Below are 17,315 nucleotides of genomic sequence, written 5' to 3'. Positions count from 1 at the left end.
GCGCAGGGCACCACGATGTCCGATTCCCGCCAGTCGATGTCGATGGTGCGTGTCAGCATGGAGACATGAGCCTCCCCGTGACCGACTTCGATGAGCGGTATCGAGCGATCAGTGCCCGCGACACGCGCTTCGACGGGCAGTTCGTCACGGCCGTCAGCTCGACCGGCATCTACTGCCGTCCCAGCTGCCCCGCGCGCACGCCGAAGCCGCAGAACGTCACGTTCTATCCCACCAGCGCGGCCGCGCACGAGGCCGGGTACCGCGCCTGCAAGCGCTGCCTCCCCGAGGCCGCGCCGGGTTCGCCCGCGTGGGATGTGCGGGGAGATGCGGCCGCGCGCGCGATGCGCCTCATCTCGTCGGGTGTCGTCGAACGCGAAGGGGTCTCGGGGCTCGCGGAACGGCTCGGATACTCGACCAGGCACCTCACGCGCCTGCTCGCGACCGAGCTCGGTGCGGGGCCGCTCGCCCTCGCCCGTGCGCATCGCGCGCACACGGCGCGCATGCTGCTGGTCGGTACCGACATGCCGGTCTCCGACGTGGCGTTCTCCGCGGGCTTCGCGAGCATCCGCCAGTGCAACGACACGATTCGCGAGGTGTTCGACCTCACACCCACCGAGTTGCGCGCGCGGCGAAGGATGCCGATGGCCGCGGCACCCGGAACGATCGATCTCGTGCTTCCGTACCGCGGGCCGCTCGACGCGTCGGGCATCTTCGCGTGGATGACGGCGCGAGCCCTGCCGGGAGTCGAAGAGGCCACAGCCACCTCGTTCGCCCGTCACCTGCGCCTGTCGGGCGGACCGGCCTGGTTCGAGGTGAGGCACGACGGGTCCGAACGGTTGCATCTGCGTGCACGGGTCACGCAGCTCGGCGATCTGGCACCGTTGGTGGGCACGGTGCGGAGGTTGTTCGACCTCGACGCCGATCCGCTCGCGGTCGATGCTGCCCTCTCCGCCCACCCCGAACTCGCTCCCCTCGTCGCCCGCACCCCGGGAATCCGGGTGCCGGGTGCCGCCGACCCGCACGAGATGCTGATCCGCGCCATGGTGGGTCAGCAGATCACGGTCGTCGCCGCACGCACCGCGTTGAGCAACCTCGCCGATGCGCTGGGGGAGCGCACCGACGACGGCGTGCTCTTCCCGACGATGACGGCGATCGCGGAACACGGTGCAGAGGTTCTCCGCGGGCCGGCCGCGCGCATCCGGGCGATCACCGGGGCTGCGGCAGCCCTCGTCGACGGGTCCCTCACCCTCACCATCGGCGACGACGGCATCGCGCAGCGCGCCGCGCTGCTGGCCATGCCCGGCATCGGACCCTGGACAGCCGACTACGTGCGCATGCGCGTGCTCGGTGATCCCGACATCCTTCTGCCCGGCGACGTCGCGATGCGTGCGGGTGCTACCGCATCCGGGCTGCCCGGCGACCCCGTGCCGCTCACGGCCTGGGCCGCGCGAACCGCGCCCTGGCGCAGCTATCTCACCGCTCACCTCTGGCGCGCGGCCCCGGTGCGCGCGCCACGAGCGTCCCGTCCCGCCCTTTCGAAGGAGACATCATGACCGCCATCATCCAGACCATCGACACCCCGGACGGGGCGTTCACGATCCTCGCCGATGAGCGCCAGCGGGTGCTGTCGTCGGGGTGGACGGCCGACAGCGATGCGATCGTCGCGCGACTCGGGGTACGCCACCGTCCGACCGAGATCCAGGTGGGGGAGACCGATGCCGCCGCTGCGGCTCGGGCCTTCTACGACGGCGACATCCGCGCCATCGACTCGGTGGCCGTCGCCCAGTACGGCACACCGCTGCAGATGACCGGATGGGCCGCGCTTCGGGAGATCGCTCCGGGCTCCCCGCTCACGTACACCTCGTTCGCCGGGCGCCTCGCCAACCCGCGGGCGGTGCGTGCCGCGGCATCCATCTGCGCGCGCAACGCCCCCGCCCTGTTCGTGCCCTGCCACCGCGTACTGCGCACCGATGGCACCCTCGGCGGGTTCGCCTGGGGGTTGGATGTGAAGCAGCGACTTCTGGCGCGCGAGGCGTCGGGGCGGTGACACCCGGATCGGTTCGTCCGGAACAGGAATGCGTCTTGTGCTCAGCTTGTTCACAGCAATAGGCTGGAGGGCTGTCGTCTCAACCGGGAGACGCCGCCGAGCCCTGAGGAGGACACCATGACCACGATCTTCGTCCCGCAGACCGCAGCTCTCGGCACGACCCCGGCGCGCACGCTCTTCTAGAGCCGCCCGGCGCCCCCTCTGCTTCGGTCGCCGGACTCCTCCTCCCCACTCTTCGAGTCCGGGATCCAGCGAGTCCGCTCGGCGTCCGCTCTGTTCCGCACCCCACCTTCCGTCTGAACTCGTCTGAGAGACATGTCTTCCTCGCAGAATCCTCCTCCGTCGTCCTCCTTGTCGGCCGCCGCAGCGCTGTGGCGTCTCAAGCCCTTCGTCCGTCCCGTCATCTGGCGTCTCGCCGGTGGCGCCGCCAGCGCACTCACTGCCGCGATCATCGCGTTGATGATCCCCATCGTTCTCGAGCAGATCATCCGCGGCCCCGTGCAGTCGGGTGAGATCGGCGCGATCGTCTGGGGCGCCGTCGCCATCCTCGGTCTCGCTCTCGGCGAGGCGCTGATGGTGTGGCTCCGCCGCCAGTTCGTGCTCAACCCGGCCACCGAGGTCGAGTACAAGATGCGCACCGAGCTGTACGCGCGTCTGCAGACGCTGCCGGTCGCCTTCCACGACCGCTGGCAGTCCGGCCAGTTGCTCAGCCGCATGATGCAGGACATCGGTCTCATCCGCCGCTGGCTCGCGTTCGGACTCGTGCTGCTCGTCGTCAACATCCTCACGATCGTCATCGGATCGGTGCTGCTGTTCCGCTGGCACTGGCTGCTGGGTGCGATCTTCCTCGTGACCGCGATCCCGCTGTGGGTGCGGGGCTACCTGTTCGAGAAGCGCTACGGAGCGCTCACACGACGCAGCCAGGATCAGGCGGGCGATCTCGCCACCAGCGTCGAAGAGAGCGTGCACGGCATCCGTGTGCTGAAGGCGTTCGGACGCGGCAAGCACGCCCTGAGCCGATTCAGCCGCCAGGCCGAGACGCTGCGCGAGACCGAGATGAGCAAGGCCAGCGCGATCGCGTCGATCTGGTTCTGGCTCGACCTCATGCCGCAGATCGCCTTCGGGCTCAGCCTGATGTCGGGTATCTGGTTGATCGCACAGGGCGAGATCGGGCTGCCCGAGCTGTTCGCGTTCTTCGCGATGGCGACCGTGCTGCGGTGGCCCATCGAGTCGATCGGCTTCCTCTTCTCGTTCATGCTCGATGCGCGCACGGCGACCGATCGCGTGTTCGAGATCTTCTCCGAGACGAACACGATCACCGACCCCGAGAAGCCGGTGCACATCGACGACCCGCGCGGCGAGCTCGCGTTCCAGAGCGCGCACTTCCGCTATCAGGATGCCGGCGCCAACGAGCGCGATCTGCTCGACGGCATCGACCTGGTGCTGCGCCCGGGCGAGACGATGGCGCTGGTCGGTCTCACCGGCAGCGGCAAGACCACGCTCACCACCCTGCCGACGCGTCTGTACGACGTCACCGGCGGCAAGGTCACGCTCGACGGGGTCGATGTGCGCGACCTTCCCCTCGCCGAGCTGCGGCAGCACATCGCGATGGCGTTCGAGGACGCCACGCTCTTCTCGGCATCCGTGCGAGAGAACGTGCTGCTCGGCCGGGCCGAACTCGACGTGCACAGCGACGAGGCGGAGCGCGTGCTGCGCGAGGCCCTGGAGGTCGCGCAGGCCACGTTCGTCGACGCGCTCCCCGATGGCGTCGAGACGATCATCGGTGAAGAGGGGCTGAGTCTTTCCGGAGGCCAGCGTCAGCGTCTCGCGCTCGCACGAGCCGTCGCCGCCAGGCCGAAGGTGCTCGTGCTCGACGACCCGCTCTCGGCGCTCGACGTCGACACCGAGGCTCTCGTCGAGGAGGCGCTGCGGCACGTGCTCGCCGACACCACGGCGATGATCGTCGCGCACCGTCCGTCGACGGTCGCCCTCGCCGACAGGGTCGCCCTGCTCGAAGCCGGTCGCATCACCGCGGTCGGCACTCACTCGGAGCTGCTGCGCACGAGCCGTCACTACCGGCACGTGATCTCGAGCCTCGAGGCCGAAGAGGCGGCGCGCACCGGCGCGATCCCCATCATCCGCGAGAGCGAGAGCGAGAGCGAGAGCGAGATCGATGAGGCGGTCCGCGATGCGGATGCCGAACGACCCGTGCTCGATCCGATCACCGAGAAGGAGGTGCAGTCATGAGTTCTGCCATCACCGGAACCCAAGACGAAGACCGCTCCCGGTACACCCGCGAAGAGAGCATCGCGATCCGTCGCCGCTCGCTGCGCCTGCTCGGATCGCTGGTGCGACCGCTCAAGCCGCAGGTCGTGCTCGCCGCCATCGTGCTCATCATCTCCACGGCACTGCAGGTCGCCGGGCCCATCCTCATCAGCATCGGACTCGATCGAGCCCTGCCCGCCGTGCTGGAGCACTCGGACTGGATGCCGACCTTCCTGATCGGCGGCGTCTACCTGACCGCCGGGATCGTGGCCGCCGCCCTCATCGCCTGGTACGTGATGATCGCGGCCCGTCTGACGCAGGCGGTGCTGCTCGATCTGCGCAAACGGATCTTCCTGCACACCCAGCGCCTGAGCCTGGAGTTCCACGAGTCGTACACCTCGGGGCGCATCATCTCGCGCCAGACGAGCGACCTCGACTCCATCAAGGAGCTGCTCGACGGCGGTCTCAACGAGCTCGTCTCCGGCGTGCTCTTCGGACTCTTCACCTTCATCGCGCTGTGCATCTGGGATTGGCAGTCCGGTCTGATCCTGGCGATCGGCGGCATACCGCTGTTCTTCCTGATGCGCTGGTTCTACTCCCGGTCGCAGCTCGTCTACCGGGAGTCCCGGGTGATCAGCGCGCAGGTGATCGTGCAGTTCGTCGAGACGATGACCGGCATCCGCGCCGTCAAGGCATTCCGCAAGGAGCCGCGCAACGACGTGAAGTTCCAGAAGATCGCGGGGGAGTACCGCGACGTCAACCGACGTTCGATGCTGCTGTTCGGCACCTTCGAACCGGGTCTGATGGCCGTGGCCGCGTTCACGCTCGGACTCGTCGTGCTCTGGGGCGGTATCCGCGTGTCGACCGAAGCGCTGAGCGTCGGCGTGCTGCTGTCGGCCGTGCTGTACGTGCGCAACTTCTTCGCGCCCATGCAGGAGATCGCGATGTTCCTCAACTCGTACCAGTCGGCGACGGCTGCACTCGAGAAGGTGTCGGGCGTGCTCGAAGAGGTCCCGACGGTTCCGGACCCCGAGAAGCCGGTCGATCTGTGGGAGTCGCGGGGACACATCGAGTTCGACGGCGTGACCTTCGGGTACACCGGCGAGAAGACGATCCTCCCGAACTTCTCGCTCGACATCCCGGCCGGGCAGACGATCGCCCTGGTGGGCACGACGGGCGCGGGCAAGTCCACGCTCGCGAAACTCATCTCGCGCTTCTACGACCCTTCGGTCGGTCGGGTCACCCTCGACGGTGTCGATCTGCGCAAGCTGCACCCGAAAGACCTGCGCCGTGCGATCGTCATGGTCACGCAGGAGGCCTACCTGTTCAGCGGCACCGTCGCCGACAACATCGCGCTCGGCAAGCCCGACGCGACGCTCGACGAGATCCGTGCGGCCGCGCGAGCGGTCGGTGCCGATGGCTTCATCGAGGCGCTGCCCGACGGCTACGGCACCGACGTCAACAAGCGCGGTGGGCGCGTGTCGGCCGGTCAGCGTCAGCTGATCTCGTTCGCCCGCGCCTTCCTTGCGGACCCGGCGGTGCTGATCCTCGATGAGGCCACGGCCTCGCTCGACATCCCGTCGGAGCGGCTGATCCAGGACGCGCTGCAGACACTGCTCGCCGACCGGACGGCGATCATCATCGCGCACCGTCTCTCGACGGTCGCCATCGCCGACCGCGTGCTCGTGATGGAGCACGGCGTGATCATCGAAGACGACACCCCCGCGGCGCTGATCGGCGGCACGGGCAAGTTCGCGCAGCTGCATGCGGCGTGGCAGGAGACGCTCGTCTGATCGCAGCCCGTTCCCTGCGCGCAACGAGATGCGGGGCAACCCTGAGATAGGTCAGGGTTGCCCCGCATCTCGCGCAGACGGCACCGCGCGCGCCGCACGCTGGGTAGCATCGAAGGATGGACCCGTTGCTGCTCGCCGCCGCCGCCGAATGGTGGTGGACGGCGCCCGTCGCGGTCGCCGGGGTGACGGCGGGCGCGGTGGGCATGCGCCGCCGCAGCAAGAGGAGTGGCCGCCGGCTGGCCTACGACGCCGCGCGGCACGATCTGAAGAGCGCTCGCGCAGCGGTGGTCGAGAAGCGGATGGCCGTGAAGGTCGCGCGCGCCGACCACGTGCGCCTCATGGCGGAGCGGAACGCGCGACGCGCGACCCCCGAGCAGGTCGCGAGCGCCAAGCGGATGCTCCGCGACGCCGAGCGCGATGTCAAAGCGGCCACGGCCGATGCCCGCGCCAAGCAGGTGCGACTGAATGCCGCGCGTGCGGCCATCCCCGCAGCATCCGCTCCTCGCCCCCTCGAACGCTTGAGTGCCGAGCACGACGCGATCGTCGCCCGCTGGATGCGGTACGAGACCGACCCCGCGCTGCAGATCGCCCATCCGGCGATGACCGACGTCAAGCAGCCGGCGACCGCTGCCTACCTGCGTGCGGCCGGTCGGGCGAACGACCTCCGGCGCGACGCGTTCCTCACGCCGACGCCCGCGGACTTCGCGGCCTATCGCGATGCGGTCGGCGAGCTGGCCCGCGCGTTCGACGTCGCGGAGCACACCGCGCGGGTGCGATCCGGCGAGGCACCTTCCGCGCCCGCATGGCAGGACGCCGCGCAAGACGCGATCTCGCGTTCCGCTGAGGCGATCGATCGCGCCGCGGCATCCGCGGCATCCGCCTTCGCCGCCTGGACCGCTCGCAAGCGCACGCGCGACGACGACACCGACCGCTGACCGCTGAACGCCGACACCGGCGACCGGGCTGCGAGGCGGGCTACGCCCCGACCGTGCGCGTACGCACGAGGTCGCGGTACCAGTGCCCGGAGTCCTTCACCGTGCGCTCGAGGGTGTCGAAGTCGACGCGCACGATGCCGAACCGTTTGGCGTAGCCGTAGCCCCACTCGAAGTTGTCGAGCAGCGACCATACGAAGTAGCCGCGCAGGTCGACGCCGCGTTCGAGCGCCCGATGCGCGGCCGTGAAGTGGCGGCGCAGGTAGTCGGTGCGTTCGGGGTCGGGCACGGAGCCGTCGTCGGCGACCTCGTCGTCGAACGCCGCCCCGTTCTCGGTGACCATGAGCGGCTGGGCGGGGAACTGCTCCGACAGCGACACCAGCAGTTCTTCCAGGCCCTCCGGGGCGATGTTCCATCCCATCGCCGTGTACGGACCGGGCTGCTCGACGAACTCGACCAGCCGGTCGCTGCCGGGCCAGGCGGTGCCGCCCGCCGTGCCCTTGTGCCCGTCGTTCTGCTGCGGGGGAGAGGTACCGTCCCACAGCCGCACGGTCGCCGTCGAGTAGTAGTTCACCCCGAGCACGTCGATGGGCTGGTGGATGGTGTCGAGGTCGCCGTCGTGCACGAAGCCCCAGTCGGAGACGGCTGCGGTGTCATCGAGCAGGTCGGCCGGGTACTCGCCGCGCAGCATCGGGCCCGTGAAGGCGCGGTTCGCCAGGGCGTCGATGCGTCGCATCGCCTCGGCGGCACCGTCTCCCTGGCCGCGCAGCACGTGGAAGTTGAGGGTGACGGAGTAGTCCGGGTCGCCCGTCGAGGTGGCCCGGAGTGCCCGCACGGCGCGTCCGTGGGCGAGGTTCAGGTGGTGCACGGCCGACAGGGCGGATGCCGGTTCATGGCGGCCGGGTGCATGCCCGCCCTGGCCGTAGCCGAGGTAGGCCGAGCACCACGGCTCGTTGAGCGTGGTCCACGTGTGCACGCGGTCGCCGAGGGCTGTGCCCATGATCTCGGCGTATCGCTCGAACGCGTCGGTGGTGGCGCGGGAGGTCCAGCCGCCGGCATCTTCGAGGTACTGCGGCAGGTCCCAGTGGTACAGCGTCGCGACGGGTCGGATGCCGCGTTCGAGAAGCCCGTCGACGAGGCGGGAGTAGAAGTCGAGGCCGGCCTGGTTCACGTCTCCCGCAGCCGTGGGAACGATGCGCGGCCAGGCGATCGAGAAGCGGTAGGCCTGGAGTCCGAGGTGCGACATCAGGTCGAGGTCTTCGTCGACACGGTGGTAGTGGTCGCATGCCACGTCTCCGGTATCGCCGTTCCACACCCGACCGGGTGTCTTGCTGAAGGTGTCCCAGATCGACGGGGTACGCCCGTCCTCGGCCGCGGCGCCTTCGATCTGGTACGAAGCGGTCGCCGAGCCGAACGTGAAGTTCTCGGGGAACACGAGGCCGGTGCCCCGATAGTCGTCGCGGGGTGTGAACAGCGTGGTCATGCGGTGATCTCCTCGAGGGCGACGGTGCGGTTCTCGGAGCGGCCGCCGGTGTTCGTCGGGGAGAGCCGCGGTGCGTGAGAGCGCTCTCTCACGGCGATGGTAAAGGCGACGGAGTCTCGATGGGGGAGGGGATTCGAGACCCCGCCGCCAGCCTAGGAGGTCAGGCGGATCGAGGCGATGACCTCGGCGTACTCGGTCTCGCCGACCGGGGTGAAGCCGACGCGGTGGAAGAACGCCTCGGGTCCGTCGTCGCCCGCTTCGTAGATGACATCGACGTGGTCGAAGCCGCGTCGCTTGGCTTCTTCGAGCAGACTCTCGACGGCGAAACGACCGACGCCGCGGCCCTGATCGTCGGCATCGACGTTGATGCGCCACAGCACGGAGCGGAAGTGGTCTTCGGGAGCCTCGGGATCGAAGTTGGCGCTGACGAAGCCCACGACGGTGTCACCGTCGAGCACGACGCGCTGCCACGACGTCTGAGGATTGATGACGGTCGCTGCGATCCCATAGGAGACCGGAGCGAGGAACTGCTCCTGTCCGGGCTTGAGCGACAGGTTGTTCACGGCGACGATCGTCGCAGCGGAGAGTTCGACCATGCGCAGTTCGGACATGACCCCAGGCTAACCCCTCGCGCCCGGACGCACACACGGATCGCGCAGATTTCTCCCTGAGCGTTCCTCCGTGCCGCGCGGATGCCCCGCCACAGGGGCCGGGACCACGGGGAGAGAGGCACTCAGGTATCTTGGTATCGAGACAAATCGCCTCGTGAATGGAGAACATCCAGGTGACTGACGACGCCATCATCTACACGCACACCGACGAGGCACCGGCACTCGCCACCGCCTCCTTCCTGCCGATCATCAAGGCATACACGGGCCAGGCCGGCATCGAGGTCGAGACCAGGGACATCTCGCTGGCAGGACGCATCCTCGCCGCCTTCCCGCAGAAGCTCACCCCCGAGCAGCAGGTCGGTGATGCTCTCGCCGAACTCGGTGGCCTCGCCACGCTCCCCGAGGCGAACATCATCAAGCTGCCGAACATCTCGGCATCGATCCCGCAGCTGAAGGCGGCCATCGCCGAGCTGCAGGCGAGCGGTTACGACGTTCCGGACTTCCCGGACGACCCCAGCTCACTCGAGGACAAAGACGTGCGCGCCCGCTACGACCGCATCAAGGGCTCCGCCGTGAACCCCGTGCTGCGCGAGGGCAACAGCGACCGCCGTGCGCCGCTCGCAGTGAAGAACTACGCGAAGAAGCACCCGCACCGCAACAAGCCGTTCGCCGAAGGCTCGAAGACACGCGTCTCGACGATGGGCCACGACGACTTCAAGGCCAACGAGAAGTCGTGGGTCGCAGCACACGACGACGTGCTGAGCATCCGCCACACCGCGAAGGACGGCACGGTCACCGTGCTGAAGGAGGGCCTCAAGGTCCTGCCGCGCGAGATCATCGACGCGACCTTCCTCTCGGCCGCCGCCCTCGACGCGTTCCTCGCCGAGACTCTCGAGCAGGCCAAGGCCGAAGACGTGCTCTACTCGGTGCACCTCAAGGCCACGATGATGAAGGTCAGCGACCCGATCATCTTCGGTCATGTCGTGCGCGCCTTCTTCGCCGACGTGTTCGCGAAGTACGGCACGCAGCTCACCGAGGCGGGTCTGCGCCCGAACGACGGGCTCGGCTCGATCCTCGCCGGACTCGGCGACATCGCCGAGGGTGCCGAGATCGCTGCGGCGTTCGATGCCGCACTCGCCGCGGGTCCGCGCGTCTCGTACGTCAACTCCGACAAGGGCATCACGAACCTGCACGTGCCCAGCGACGTCATCGTCGATGCGTCGATGCCGGCGCTGGTGCGTAACGGCGGAAAGCTCTGGGGCCAGGACGGCGGCGAAGACGACACGATCGCCGTCATCCCCGACTCCTCGTACGCCGGTGTCTACCAGGTCGTGATCGATGACGTCATCGCGAACGGCCCGCTCGACCCCGCCACGATCGGCACCGTCCCCAACGTGGGTCTCATGGCGCAGGCGGCCGAGGAGTACGGCAGCCACGACAAGACGTTCGAGATCGCGGCCGACGGTCTCGTGCAGGTGCTCGACTCCGAGGGCAACGCGCTCATCGAGCACGAGGTCCAAGCCGGTGACATCTGGCGTGCCACGCAGACCAAGCACATCGCGGTCATGGACTGGGTCAAGCTCGCGGTCACGCGTGCGCGGGCGACGGGCGACCCCGCCGTGTTCTGGCTCGACGCGAACCGCTCGCACGATGCGCAGATCATCGCGAAGGTGCACCAGGGCCTGGCGCTGCTCGACACGCACGGTCTCACGCTCACGATCCTCGCTCCCGAGGAGGCCACGCGCTACACGCTCGCTCGCATGCGCCACGGCCTCGACACCATCTCGGTGACGGGCAACGTGCTGCGCGACTACCTGACCGACCTGTTCCCGATCCTCGAGGTGGGCACGAGCGCCAAGATGCTCTCGATCGTTCCGCTGCTCGCCGGTGGCGGGCTCTTCGAGACGGGTGCCGGAGGATCGGCGCCCAAGCACGTGCAGCAGCTGGTCGAGCAGAACTACCTGCGCTGGGACTCGCTCGGCGAGTTCTTCGCGCTGGCGGCCTCGCTCGAGCACTTCGCCGACCGCACGGGCAACGAGAAGGCGCGTGTTCTGGCGCAGACGCTCGATGCCGCGACGGGTACGTTCCTTGAAGAGGACCGCTCGCCGGGCCGCGCGCTCGGCACGATCGACAACCGCGGCAGCCACTTCTACCTGGGCCTGTACTGGGCGCAGGAGCTGGCGGCGCAGACCCAGGACGCCGACCTCGCGGCCGCGTTCGCCCCGGTCGCCGCGGCGCTCTCCGAGAACGAGGAGAAGATCGTCGCCGAGCTGAACGCCGTGCAGGGTTCGCCGGTCGAGATCAAGGGCTACTACCGCCCCGACGACGCGCTGGTCACGGCCGTCATGCGTCCGTCGGCGACGTTCAACGGGATCGTCGACGCGCTCAGCTGAGACCGAGATCGAAGAAGGGGGCGGATGCTGCGAAGCATCCCCCCCTTCTTCGCGTCGGGGCCGGTCGTCGGCCGTCACGCCAGATGGCGACGCACGGACTGCACGATCCCGTCGACGACCTCGTCGCCGCTCGGGCGATCGATGTCGTCCAGCGCGGCGATCAGCGCGGTCTTCGCCATCGGGCGATCCGCCGAGGGTGGCAGGCGGAACGCGAGCACGTCGAAGTCCCCGTCGGTCGCTTCGGGGATCTGCGCCTTCACACGGCCCAGGGCCGGATCGTCATCCGTGAGGTGCACGTGAGTGCGCAACTCGGGGTCGAACGCCGTGCCGCCGACGTGCACGATCGCCCTCTGTGCGAGATCGACCCAGACGTACAGCCAAGACCCCGTCGGTGCGACGCGGCCACCACGAACCTCGATGATCCGAGACTCGACGCGGTCGCTCATGCCGGTGGCGGGACGAGTCCCGATCAGTTGTGGACCGAGACCTCGAGGCCGACGGGCGACCAGTCGTAGACGTACTTGGCGAGATCGATCGGCAGGTTGACGCAGCCGTGGCTCATGCGGTTGCCGTAGTTGTTGTGCCAGTACGTGCCGTGGAAGCCGATGTTGGTGGTGAACCACGTGATCCAGGGAACGTCTTCGGTGCAGTACGGAGCGCCCTCGTAGCAGCCCATGTCCTGCATGCGGGTGTGCGCGAACACCTTGAAGTTGCCGGTCGGCGTGGCCGTGCCCGGGAGGCCGGTGGAGACGAGCCAGCTGTTCACGACCTGGTCGTTCTCGTACAGGGTGGCGCGCTGGGTGCTGAGGTTGATGTCGATGTGGCGGTAGAGGTTCACCGACTCGAAGGCGACATCGGTCACGGTCAGCGCGAACACGCCGTTGCCGTCTGCCAGCTGCGCGGCGAACTGCTCGGCGATGCCGGAGGTGTCGCCGAGTTGGCGGCCGTTGACGCCCTCGGCCTCGGCGCGCAGCACGGTGCCGGCCGAGTCGACGACATTCGTCGCGTTGACGGGGGCACGATCGACGAATCCGGGGAGTGCATCGACGGTGGCCTGGATGGCCTGCTGGTCGGCTTCGATGCTCAGTGCACCGTCGTCCTCGACGACGGTGAGCCAGCTGGCGGCGACATCGGGGGCGACCGGCACGGTGCGCTCTTCGCCGACATAGAAGCCGATCGTGCCGAGCATCGTATTGAGCGAGGCCGCGGTCGTGGTGGCGTCTTCGTCGGTCACGGCCGGAAGAGCCTCGGTCGGATCGCCCGAGAACTCGACGGTCTTGCCGCCCGCGGCGACCGCGGTGGTGATGGCGTCGGTGAGATCGGCGACGTTGATCGCGGTTCCGGTCTCTGCCGGAGTGGTGACATAGGTGCCGGCGGCGGGGTCGAAGGCCACGCCCGCGTCGGTCGGGTCGTCGAAGCTCGAGGGCACGGCGGCGCGCAGCGCGCTGGTGGCCGCGGCGGTGTCGAGCGTGATCTCGCCGGCGATGGGGTCGCCCATCCAGGTGGTGACGTTCCACATCGGTCGCGTCGAGAAGGCGGTGTCGGCCAGGGCCTCGGCGTCGAGGCTGAGGCCCAGGTCTTTGCCGGTCAGCACGGTGTCGTCGCCCGCGCCGGTGAGAGTGACCTCGGTCTCGGCGAGGTGCGCGGAGACGGCGTCGGCGGCGGCGCCGGGCGTCATCCATCCGACGTTGATGCCGGCGACGGTCGTGCCCGGGGCGATCAGGATCATCGAGGCGGCGCCGGCGCCGAGGGCGACCACGCCGAGACCGAGACCGATCCAGAGGCCGAGACGGCGCTTCTTGGGAGCGGGCTCGTTGGGTGCCCAGGCGAGCGGCTGTTCGCCGGTCGTGGGCGGCACGGATTCGCCGGAAGTGGGCGCGTCGTCGTGCGCCTCGGTCGCAGCATCGTGCGCAGAGATCAGGTCGGTCACGAACTTCACCCCCCGGTTATCAACGTGTCGTGTACGTCAATGGTACGGGAAAGCTGGTAACGGGGAGGCAACGGTCGCGCGGCCTCCACGCGCCGTCACTCGACGATGGCGATGCCGTCGATCTCGACGAGCATCTCCTCGCGCGGCAGGCCGGTGAACACGGTGGTTCGCGAGGGGAGGACATCGCCGGTCGTGTGCGCCGAGACGAAGGCTCCGTACGCCTCGTTCATGATCGGGAAGTCCTCGCGCTTGGTGAGATAGACGCGCAGCATCACGACGTCGTCGAAGGTCGCACCGGATGCCTCGACGATGGCCTTCACGTTCTCGAGCGTGCGGGTGGTCTGCGCGGCGACATCGCCGGGGAACAGGTACTCGTTGGTAGCGGGGTCGACCGGTCCCTGACCGGAGACCTGCACGAAGGGGCCCTTGCGGACGCCCTGCGAGAAGGTGTGCGCGGGAGCAGGGGCGGCGGTGGTCGAGATACGGGTCTTCGCGGTCATGCAACCAGCCTAGTAGCCTTGTTAGATGCCTCAACAAATTCCGGATGCCGCACACGGGACGAGCGTCGACACCCTGGTGCTGAGCGCCGAGAAGGCGGCCGTCGGTCTCGTGCGCGTCTACCGCGGAGCGACCGTCGTGGATGGCACCGGAGTGCCGCGGTTCATCGCCGACGTGGCCATCGAAGGCGCTCGCATCGTCGCCGTGCTGCGCGCGGACGAGTCCGGCACCGACATCGTGCTGCCGGACGGCTCCGTCGAGATCGACGCGCGCGGTCTCGTCCTGGCCCCGGGATTCATCGACATGCACGCCCACAGCGATCTCGCACTGCTGCAGGGTGCGGCGCACGACGCGAAGATCCTGCAGGGCGTCACGACAGAGGTGATCGGGCAGGACGGACTCGGCTACGCCCCGCTCGACGACGCCACCGCCCCGGTGATCGCGGCGCAGATCGCCGGGTGGAACGGTCCGACGACGGCCCCCTGGCGTCGCATGGACGACCTTCTCGCCGCCCTCGACGATGCGGCGGTCGCGAACGCCGCCGCCCTCGTCCCCCAGGGCAACCTGCGCATGATCGTCCTGGGGCACGAGAACCGGCCGGCGACGACGGAGGAGATCGAGCGCATGGCGGCGCTCCTGGCCGAGTCCCTCGACGCCGGGGCGTTCGGGATGTCGAGCGGACTCACCTACACGCCCGGGATGTACGCCGACACCGCCGAGCTCGAGGCGCTCTGCCGCGTCGTCGCCGAGCGCGGCGGATACTGGGCTCCGCACACCCGCAGCTATGGTTCCGCGGCGATCGACGCCTACCGAGAGGCGCTCGACATCGGACGTCGCACCGGATGCCCCATCCACCTGACGCACGCGACGATGAACTTCGCCCCGAACCGGGGCCGCGCGAGTGACCTCCTCGCCGTCATCGACGAGGCGATCGCCGACGGCGTCGATGTCACGCTCGACACCTACCCGTACCTGCCCGGAGCCACGACCCTCGCCGCTCTCCTGCCCAGCCGGCTCGCCGAGGGGGGAGACCTGGTGACGACGATCGCCGCTCTCGATGCGGGCGAACGTGAGGCGGTGCGGGTCGAACTCGAGGACATCGGCTGCGACGGTTTCCACGGCGAGCGGGCGGACTGGGCGGCGATCCAGATCTCCGGCACGGCGAACCCCGCCCTCGCCCCTCTGCTGGGTCGCACGATCGCCGAGATCGCCGAGATGCAGGAGCGCCCCGCCATCGACGTCGTGCTCGACACGATCGTCGCGGATGCCGGAGCCACGGGCATCCTCATGCACATCGGCGACGAGGACAACGTCCGCGCGATCATGCGCCACCCCCGCCACACGGGCGGCAGTGACGGCATCCTCATCGGCGCGCGCCCGCACCCGCGCGGGCGCGGTGCGTTCGCGCGTTATCTCGGGCACTATGTGCGCGAGATCGGCGTGCTCACGCTCGAAGAGGCGGTGCGGCACCTGTCCGGCACGCCGGCGCAGCGACTCGGTCTCGACCGCGCCGACGCTCCGCGCGGAATCATCCGCACGGGAGCCGTGGCGGACCTCGTGCTGTTCGACGCGAAGACGGTCGCCGCCGGGGCGTCGTTCGAGGCACCGCACGATGCTCCCCGCGGCATCGCCGAGGTCGTCGTCGGCGGCGTGGTCGTCGTCCGTGACGGCGCCGTCACCGGCGCGACGCCCGGTCGCGCCCTGCGTATGCCGCCGCCACCCCACCGCGCCACCGTGCCGCGGGTCGACGCCCGCATCGATCCCTCCGCTCCCGGGTTCCGCTGGTCCGCGCGCACGCCGGTGATCGGCGAGCCGGCGCTGTCGGCGTCTCTGCGGCGCCTGAACGCCGACGACGCGCGCTCGGACAGGGGGGAGCATCCGCCCATCCGCCTCGTGCTCGACGCAGGACTCTCTGCGCCCGCATCGGCACAGGGCCGCATCGGCGACGAGTCGTTCCGCCTGACCGTCGCTGCCGACGGTATCGAGGTGCGCGGAGCGACCCCGGCGGGCGTCTTCCGCGGGGCGACCGTGCTGAGGCAGCTGCGCGAACCGGGCGCGGTCGAGGCGGTCATCCCGGCCGGCGTCTGGGAAGGATCGCCCGCCTACGGATGGCGGGGTGCGATGCTCGACGTGGCGCGGCATTTCCGTCCGGCCGACGATATCCGCCGCCTGATCGACCTGCTCGCCGACCACCACCTCAACATCCTCCACCTGCACCTCACCGACGATCAGGGCTGGCGATTCGAGGTGCCCGGGTATCCGAGGCTCACCGAGATCGGCGCACGCCGCACCGCGACGCAGCGCGGCCACGGGCCACTCGCGACCGTGGAGCCCGGGGTGCACGAGGGGCACTACACGCGGCAGGAGCTTCAGGACCTCGTCGCCTACGCCGCCGAGAGGTTCGTCACCCTCGTTCCCGAGGTCGAGCTGCCGGGCCACATCCAGGCTGCGCTCGCCGCCTATCCAGAACTCGGCAACACCGACGTGGGGGCGCCGATCACCGGCCCCTGGGAGCGCTTCGGCGTCAACCCGCGCACGCTCGCCCCCACCGAGGCTTCTCTCGCGTTCGGTCGCGCGGCGATCGATGCGCTGTGCGACATCTTCGATTCCGAGTGGATCGGCATCGGCGGCGATGAGGTCCCTGTCACCGAGTGGGCCGAGAGCCCGGCGGCGGCGGCGCGGATGGCGGAGCTCGGACTGGCGACGCCGCACGACGTGCAGCCGTGGTTCACGGCGCAGTTCGTGGCGCACGTGCGCCGTCGCGGGCGCACCGCACTCGCCTGGGACGAGGTGCTCGAAGGCGACGTGCCCGAGGGTGTGCAGATCCTCGCGTGGCGCGGCCCGGTCGCGATGCGCGACGCCGTGCGCCGGGGCATCCCGGTGGTGGCGTGCCCCGATCTGGAGGTCTATCTCGACTATCCGCAGTCGGAATCGGCCGAGGAGCCCATCCGGGTGGGGCCGCCGCTGAGCATCGAGAAGACGTACACCTTCCGCGTGGAGGAGGGGGCGGTGGGCGGCCAGGCGAACGTGTGGAGCGAGCACCTGCCCACCCGTGACCGCGTGGACTTCGCGCTGTTCCCGCGTCTGGCGGCCATCGCCGAGCGACTCTGGGAGGGCGGCGACCCTGCGCCGTTCGACGACTTCGCGCGTCGACTTCCGACGCACCTGCGCCGCCTCGCGGCCGCCGGCGTGCGGTACCGTTCCCCTGACGGTCCTGCACCCGCTCAACGGCGGCCCGGCGTGCCGGGCAAACCGCTCACGGTCGAAGCGCGCGAAGAGATCGTCGCCGGGCTCGTCGCACGACTGGTCGAACGAGCGGGGGAGGCACCGGATGGGTTCGTCACACAGAAGTAACGTTTCGGT

Annotated in this window: 12 protein-coding genes; 7 read left to right on the top strand and 5 right to left on the bottom strand. The window is 69.4% G+C overall.

Annotated elements, in window-relative coordinates:
* Positions 1–65: 65 nt before the first annotated feature.
* From ACIOSY_RS06190 to ACIOSY_RS06170, 5 genes are all read left to right on the top strand, one after another.
* Positions 66–1,553 (top strand): DNA-3-methyladenine glycosylase 2 family protein, encoded by a 1,488-nt coding sequence (locus ACIOSY_RS06190; protein WP_400850623.1) that lies wholly within the window; start codon positions 66–68, stop codon positions 1,551–1,553.
* On the top strand, positions 1,550–2,047 hold the full coding sequence (locus ACIOSY_RS06185; protein WP_400850620.1) for a methylated-DNA--[protein]-cysteine S-methyltransferase: 498 nt from the start codon (positions 1,550–1,552) through the stop codon (positions 2,045–2,047). Before ACIOSY_RS06190 ends, ACIOSY_RS06185 begins: the two co-directional genes overlap by 4 nt.
* Positions 2,048–2,362: 315 nt before the next feature.
* The gene (locus ACIOSY_RS06180; protein WP_400850617.1) at positions 2,363–4,294 is read left to right on the top strand and encodes an ABC transporter ATP-binding protein; all 1,932 of its coding nucleotides are present in this window, start codon (positions 2,363–2,365) and stop codon (positions 4,292–4,294) included.
* Positions 4,291–6,105: an ABC transporter ATP-binding protein gene (locus ACIOSY_RS06175; RefSeq protein WP_400850614.1), complete on the top strand. Its 1,815-nt coding sequence runs from the start codon at positions 4,291–4,293 to the stop codon at positions 6,103–6,105. Before ACIOSY_RS06180 ends, ACIOSY_RS06175 begins: the two co-directional genes overlap by 4 nt.
* Before the next feature lie 116 nt (positions 6,106–6,221).
* Positions 6,222–7,040, top strand: coding sequence for a hypothetical protein (locus ACIOSY_RS06170; RefSeq protein WP_400850611.1), 819 nt, complete (start codon positions 6,222–6,224; stop codon positions 7,038–7,040).
* 40 nt (positions 7,041–7,080) lie between these two features.
* On the opposite strand, the gene ACIOSY_RS06165 is transcribed toward ACIOSY_RS06170, so the two are convergent.
* Both ACIOSY_RS06165 and ACIOSY_RS06160 read right to left on the bottom strand, forming a co-directional pair.
* Positions 7,081–8,520, bottom strand: a complete 1,440-nt coding sequence (locus ACIOSY_RS06165) for a GH1 family beta-glucosidase (RefSeq protein WP_400850608.1) — start codon at positions 8,518–8,520, stop codon at positions 7,081–7,083.
* 152 nt (positions 8,521–8,672) lie between these two features.
* Complete coding sequence (locus ACIOSY_RS06160; protein WP_400850606.1) at positions 8,673–9,131, bottom strand: GNAT family N-acetyltransferase; 459 nt, start codon at positions 9,129–9,131, stop codon at positions 8,673–8,675.
* A 173-nt stretch (positions 9,132–9,304) separates the two neighbouring features.
* On the opposite strand from ACIOSY_RS06160, the gene ACIOSY_RS06155 reads away from it, so the two are divergent.
* On the top strand, positions 9,305–11,524 hold the full coding sequence (locus ACIOSY_RS06155) for an NADP-dependent isocitrate dehydrogenase (protein WP_400850604.1): 2,220 nt from the start codon (positions 9,305–9,307) through the stop codon (positions 11,522–11,524).
* Positions 11,525–11,598: 74 nt separating this feature from the next.
* Here ACIOSY_RS06155 and ACIOSY_RS06150 read toward each other — a convergent pair whose 3' ends face one another.
* The 3 genes from ACIOSY_RS06150 to ACIOSY_RS06140 form a co-directional block, all read right to left on the bottom strand.
* Complete coding sequence (locus tag ACIOSY_RS06150) at positions 11,599–11,970, bottom strand: hypothetical protein (protein WP_400850601.1); 372 nt, start codon at positions 11,968–11,970, stop codon at positions 11,599–11,601.
* Positions 11,971–11,993: 23 nt separating this feature from the next.
* Positions 11,994–13,454 carry a L,D-transpeptidase gene (locus ACIOSY_RS06145; protein WP_400850598.1) on the bottom strand — a complete coding sequence of 487 codons (1,461 nt, stop codon included), beginning with the start codon at positions 13,452–13,454 and terminating at the stop codon, positions 11,994–11,996.
* A 95-nt stretch (positions 13,455–13,549) separates the two neighbouring features.
* On the bottom strand, positions 13,550–13,954 hold the full coding sequence (locus ACIOSY_RS06140) for a RidA family protein (RefSeq protein ID WP_400850595.1): 405 nt from the start codon (positions 13,952–13,954) through the stop codon (positions 13,550–13,552).
* A gap of 25 nt (positions 13,955–13,979) precedes the next feature.
* Here ACIOSY_RS06140 and ACIOSY_RS06135 point away from each other — a divergent pair, with 25 nt between their 5' ends.
* On the top strand, positions 13,980–17,306 hold the full coding sequence (locus ACIOSY_RS06135) for a family 20 glycosylhydrolase (protein WP_400850592.1): 3,327 nt from the start codon (positions 13,980–13,982) through the stop codon (positions 17,304–17,306).
* Positions 17,307–17,315: the final 9 nt, after the last annotated feature.

This window comes from Microbacterium sp. NPDC087665 (assembly GCF_044743285.1).
Taxonomy (GTDB): Bacteria; Actinomycetota; Actinomycetes; order Actinomycetales; family Microbacteriaceae; genus Microbacterium.
The sequence above is the reverse complement of the archived record's forward strand: the minus strand, read 5'-3'. Positions and strand labels throughout refer to the sequence as shown.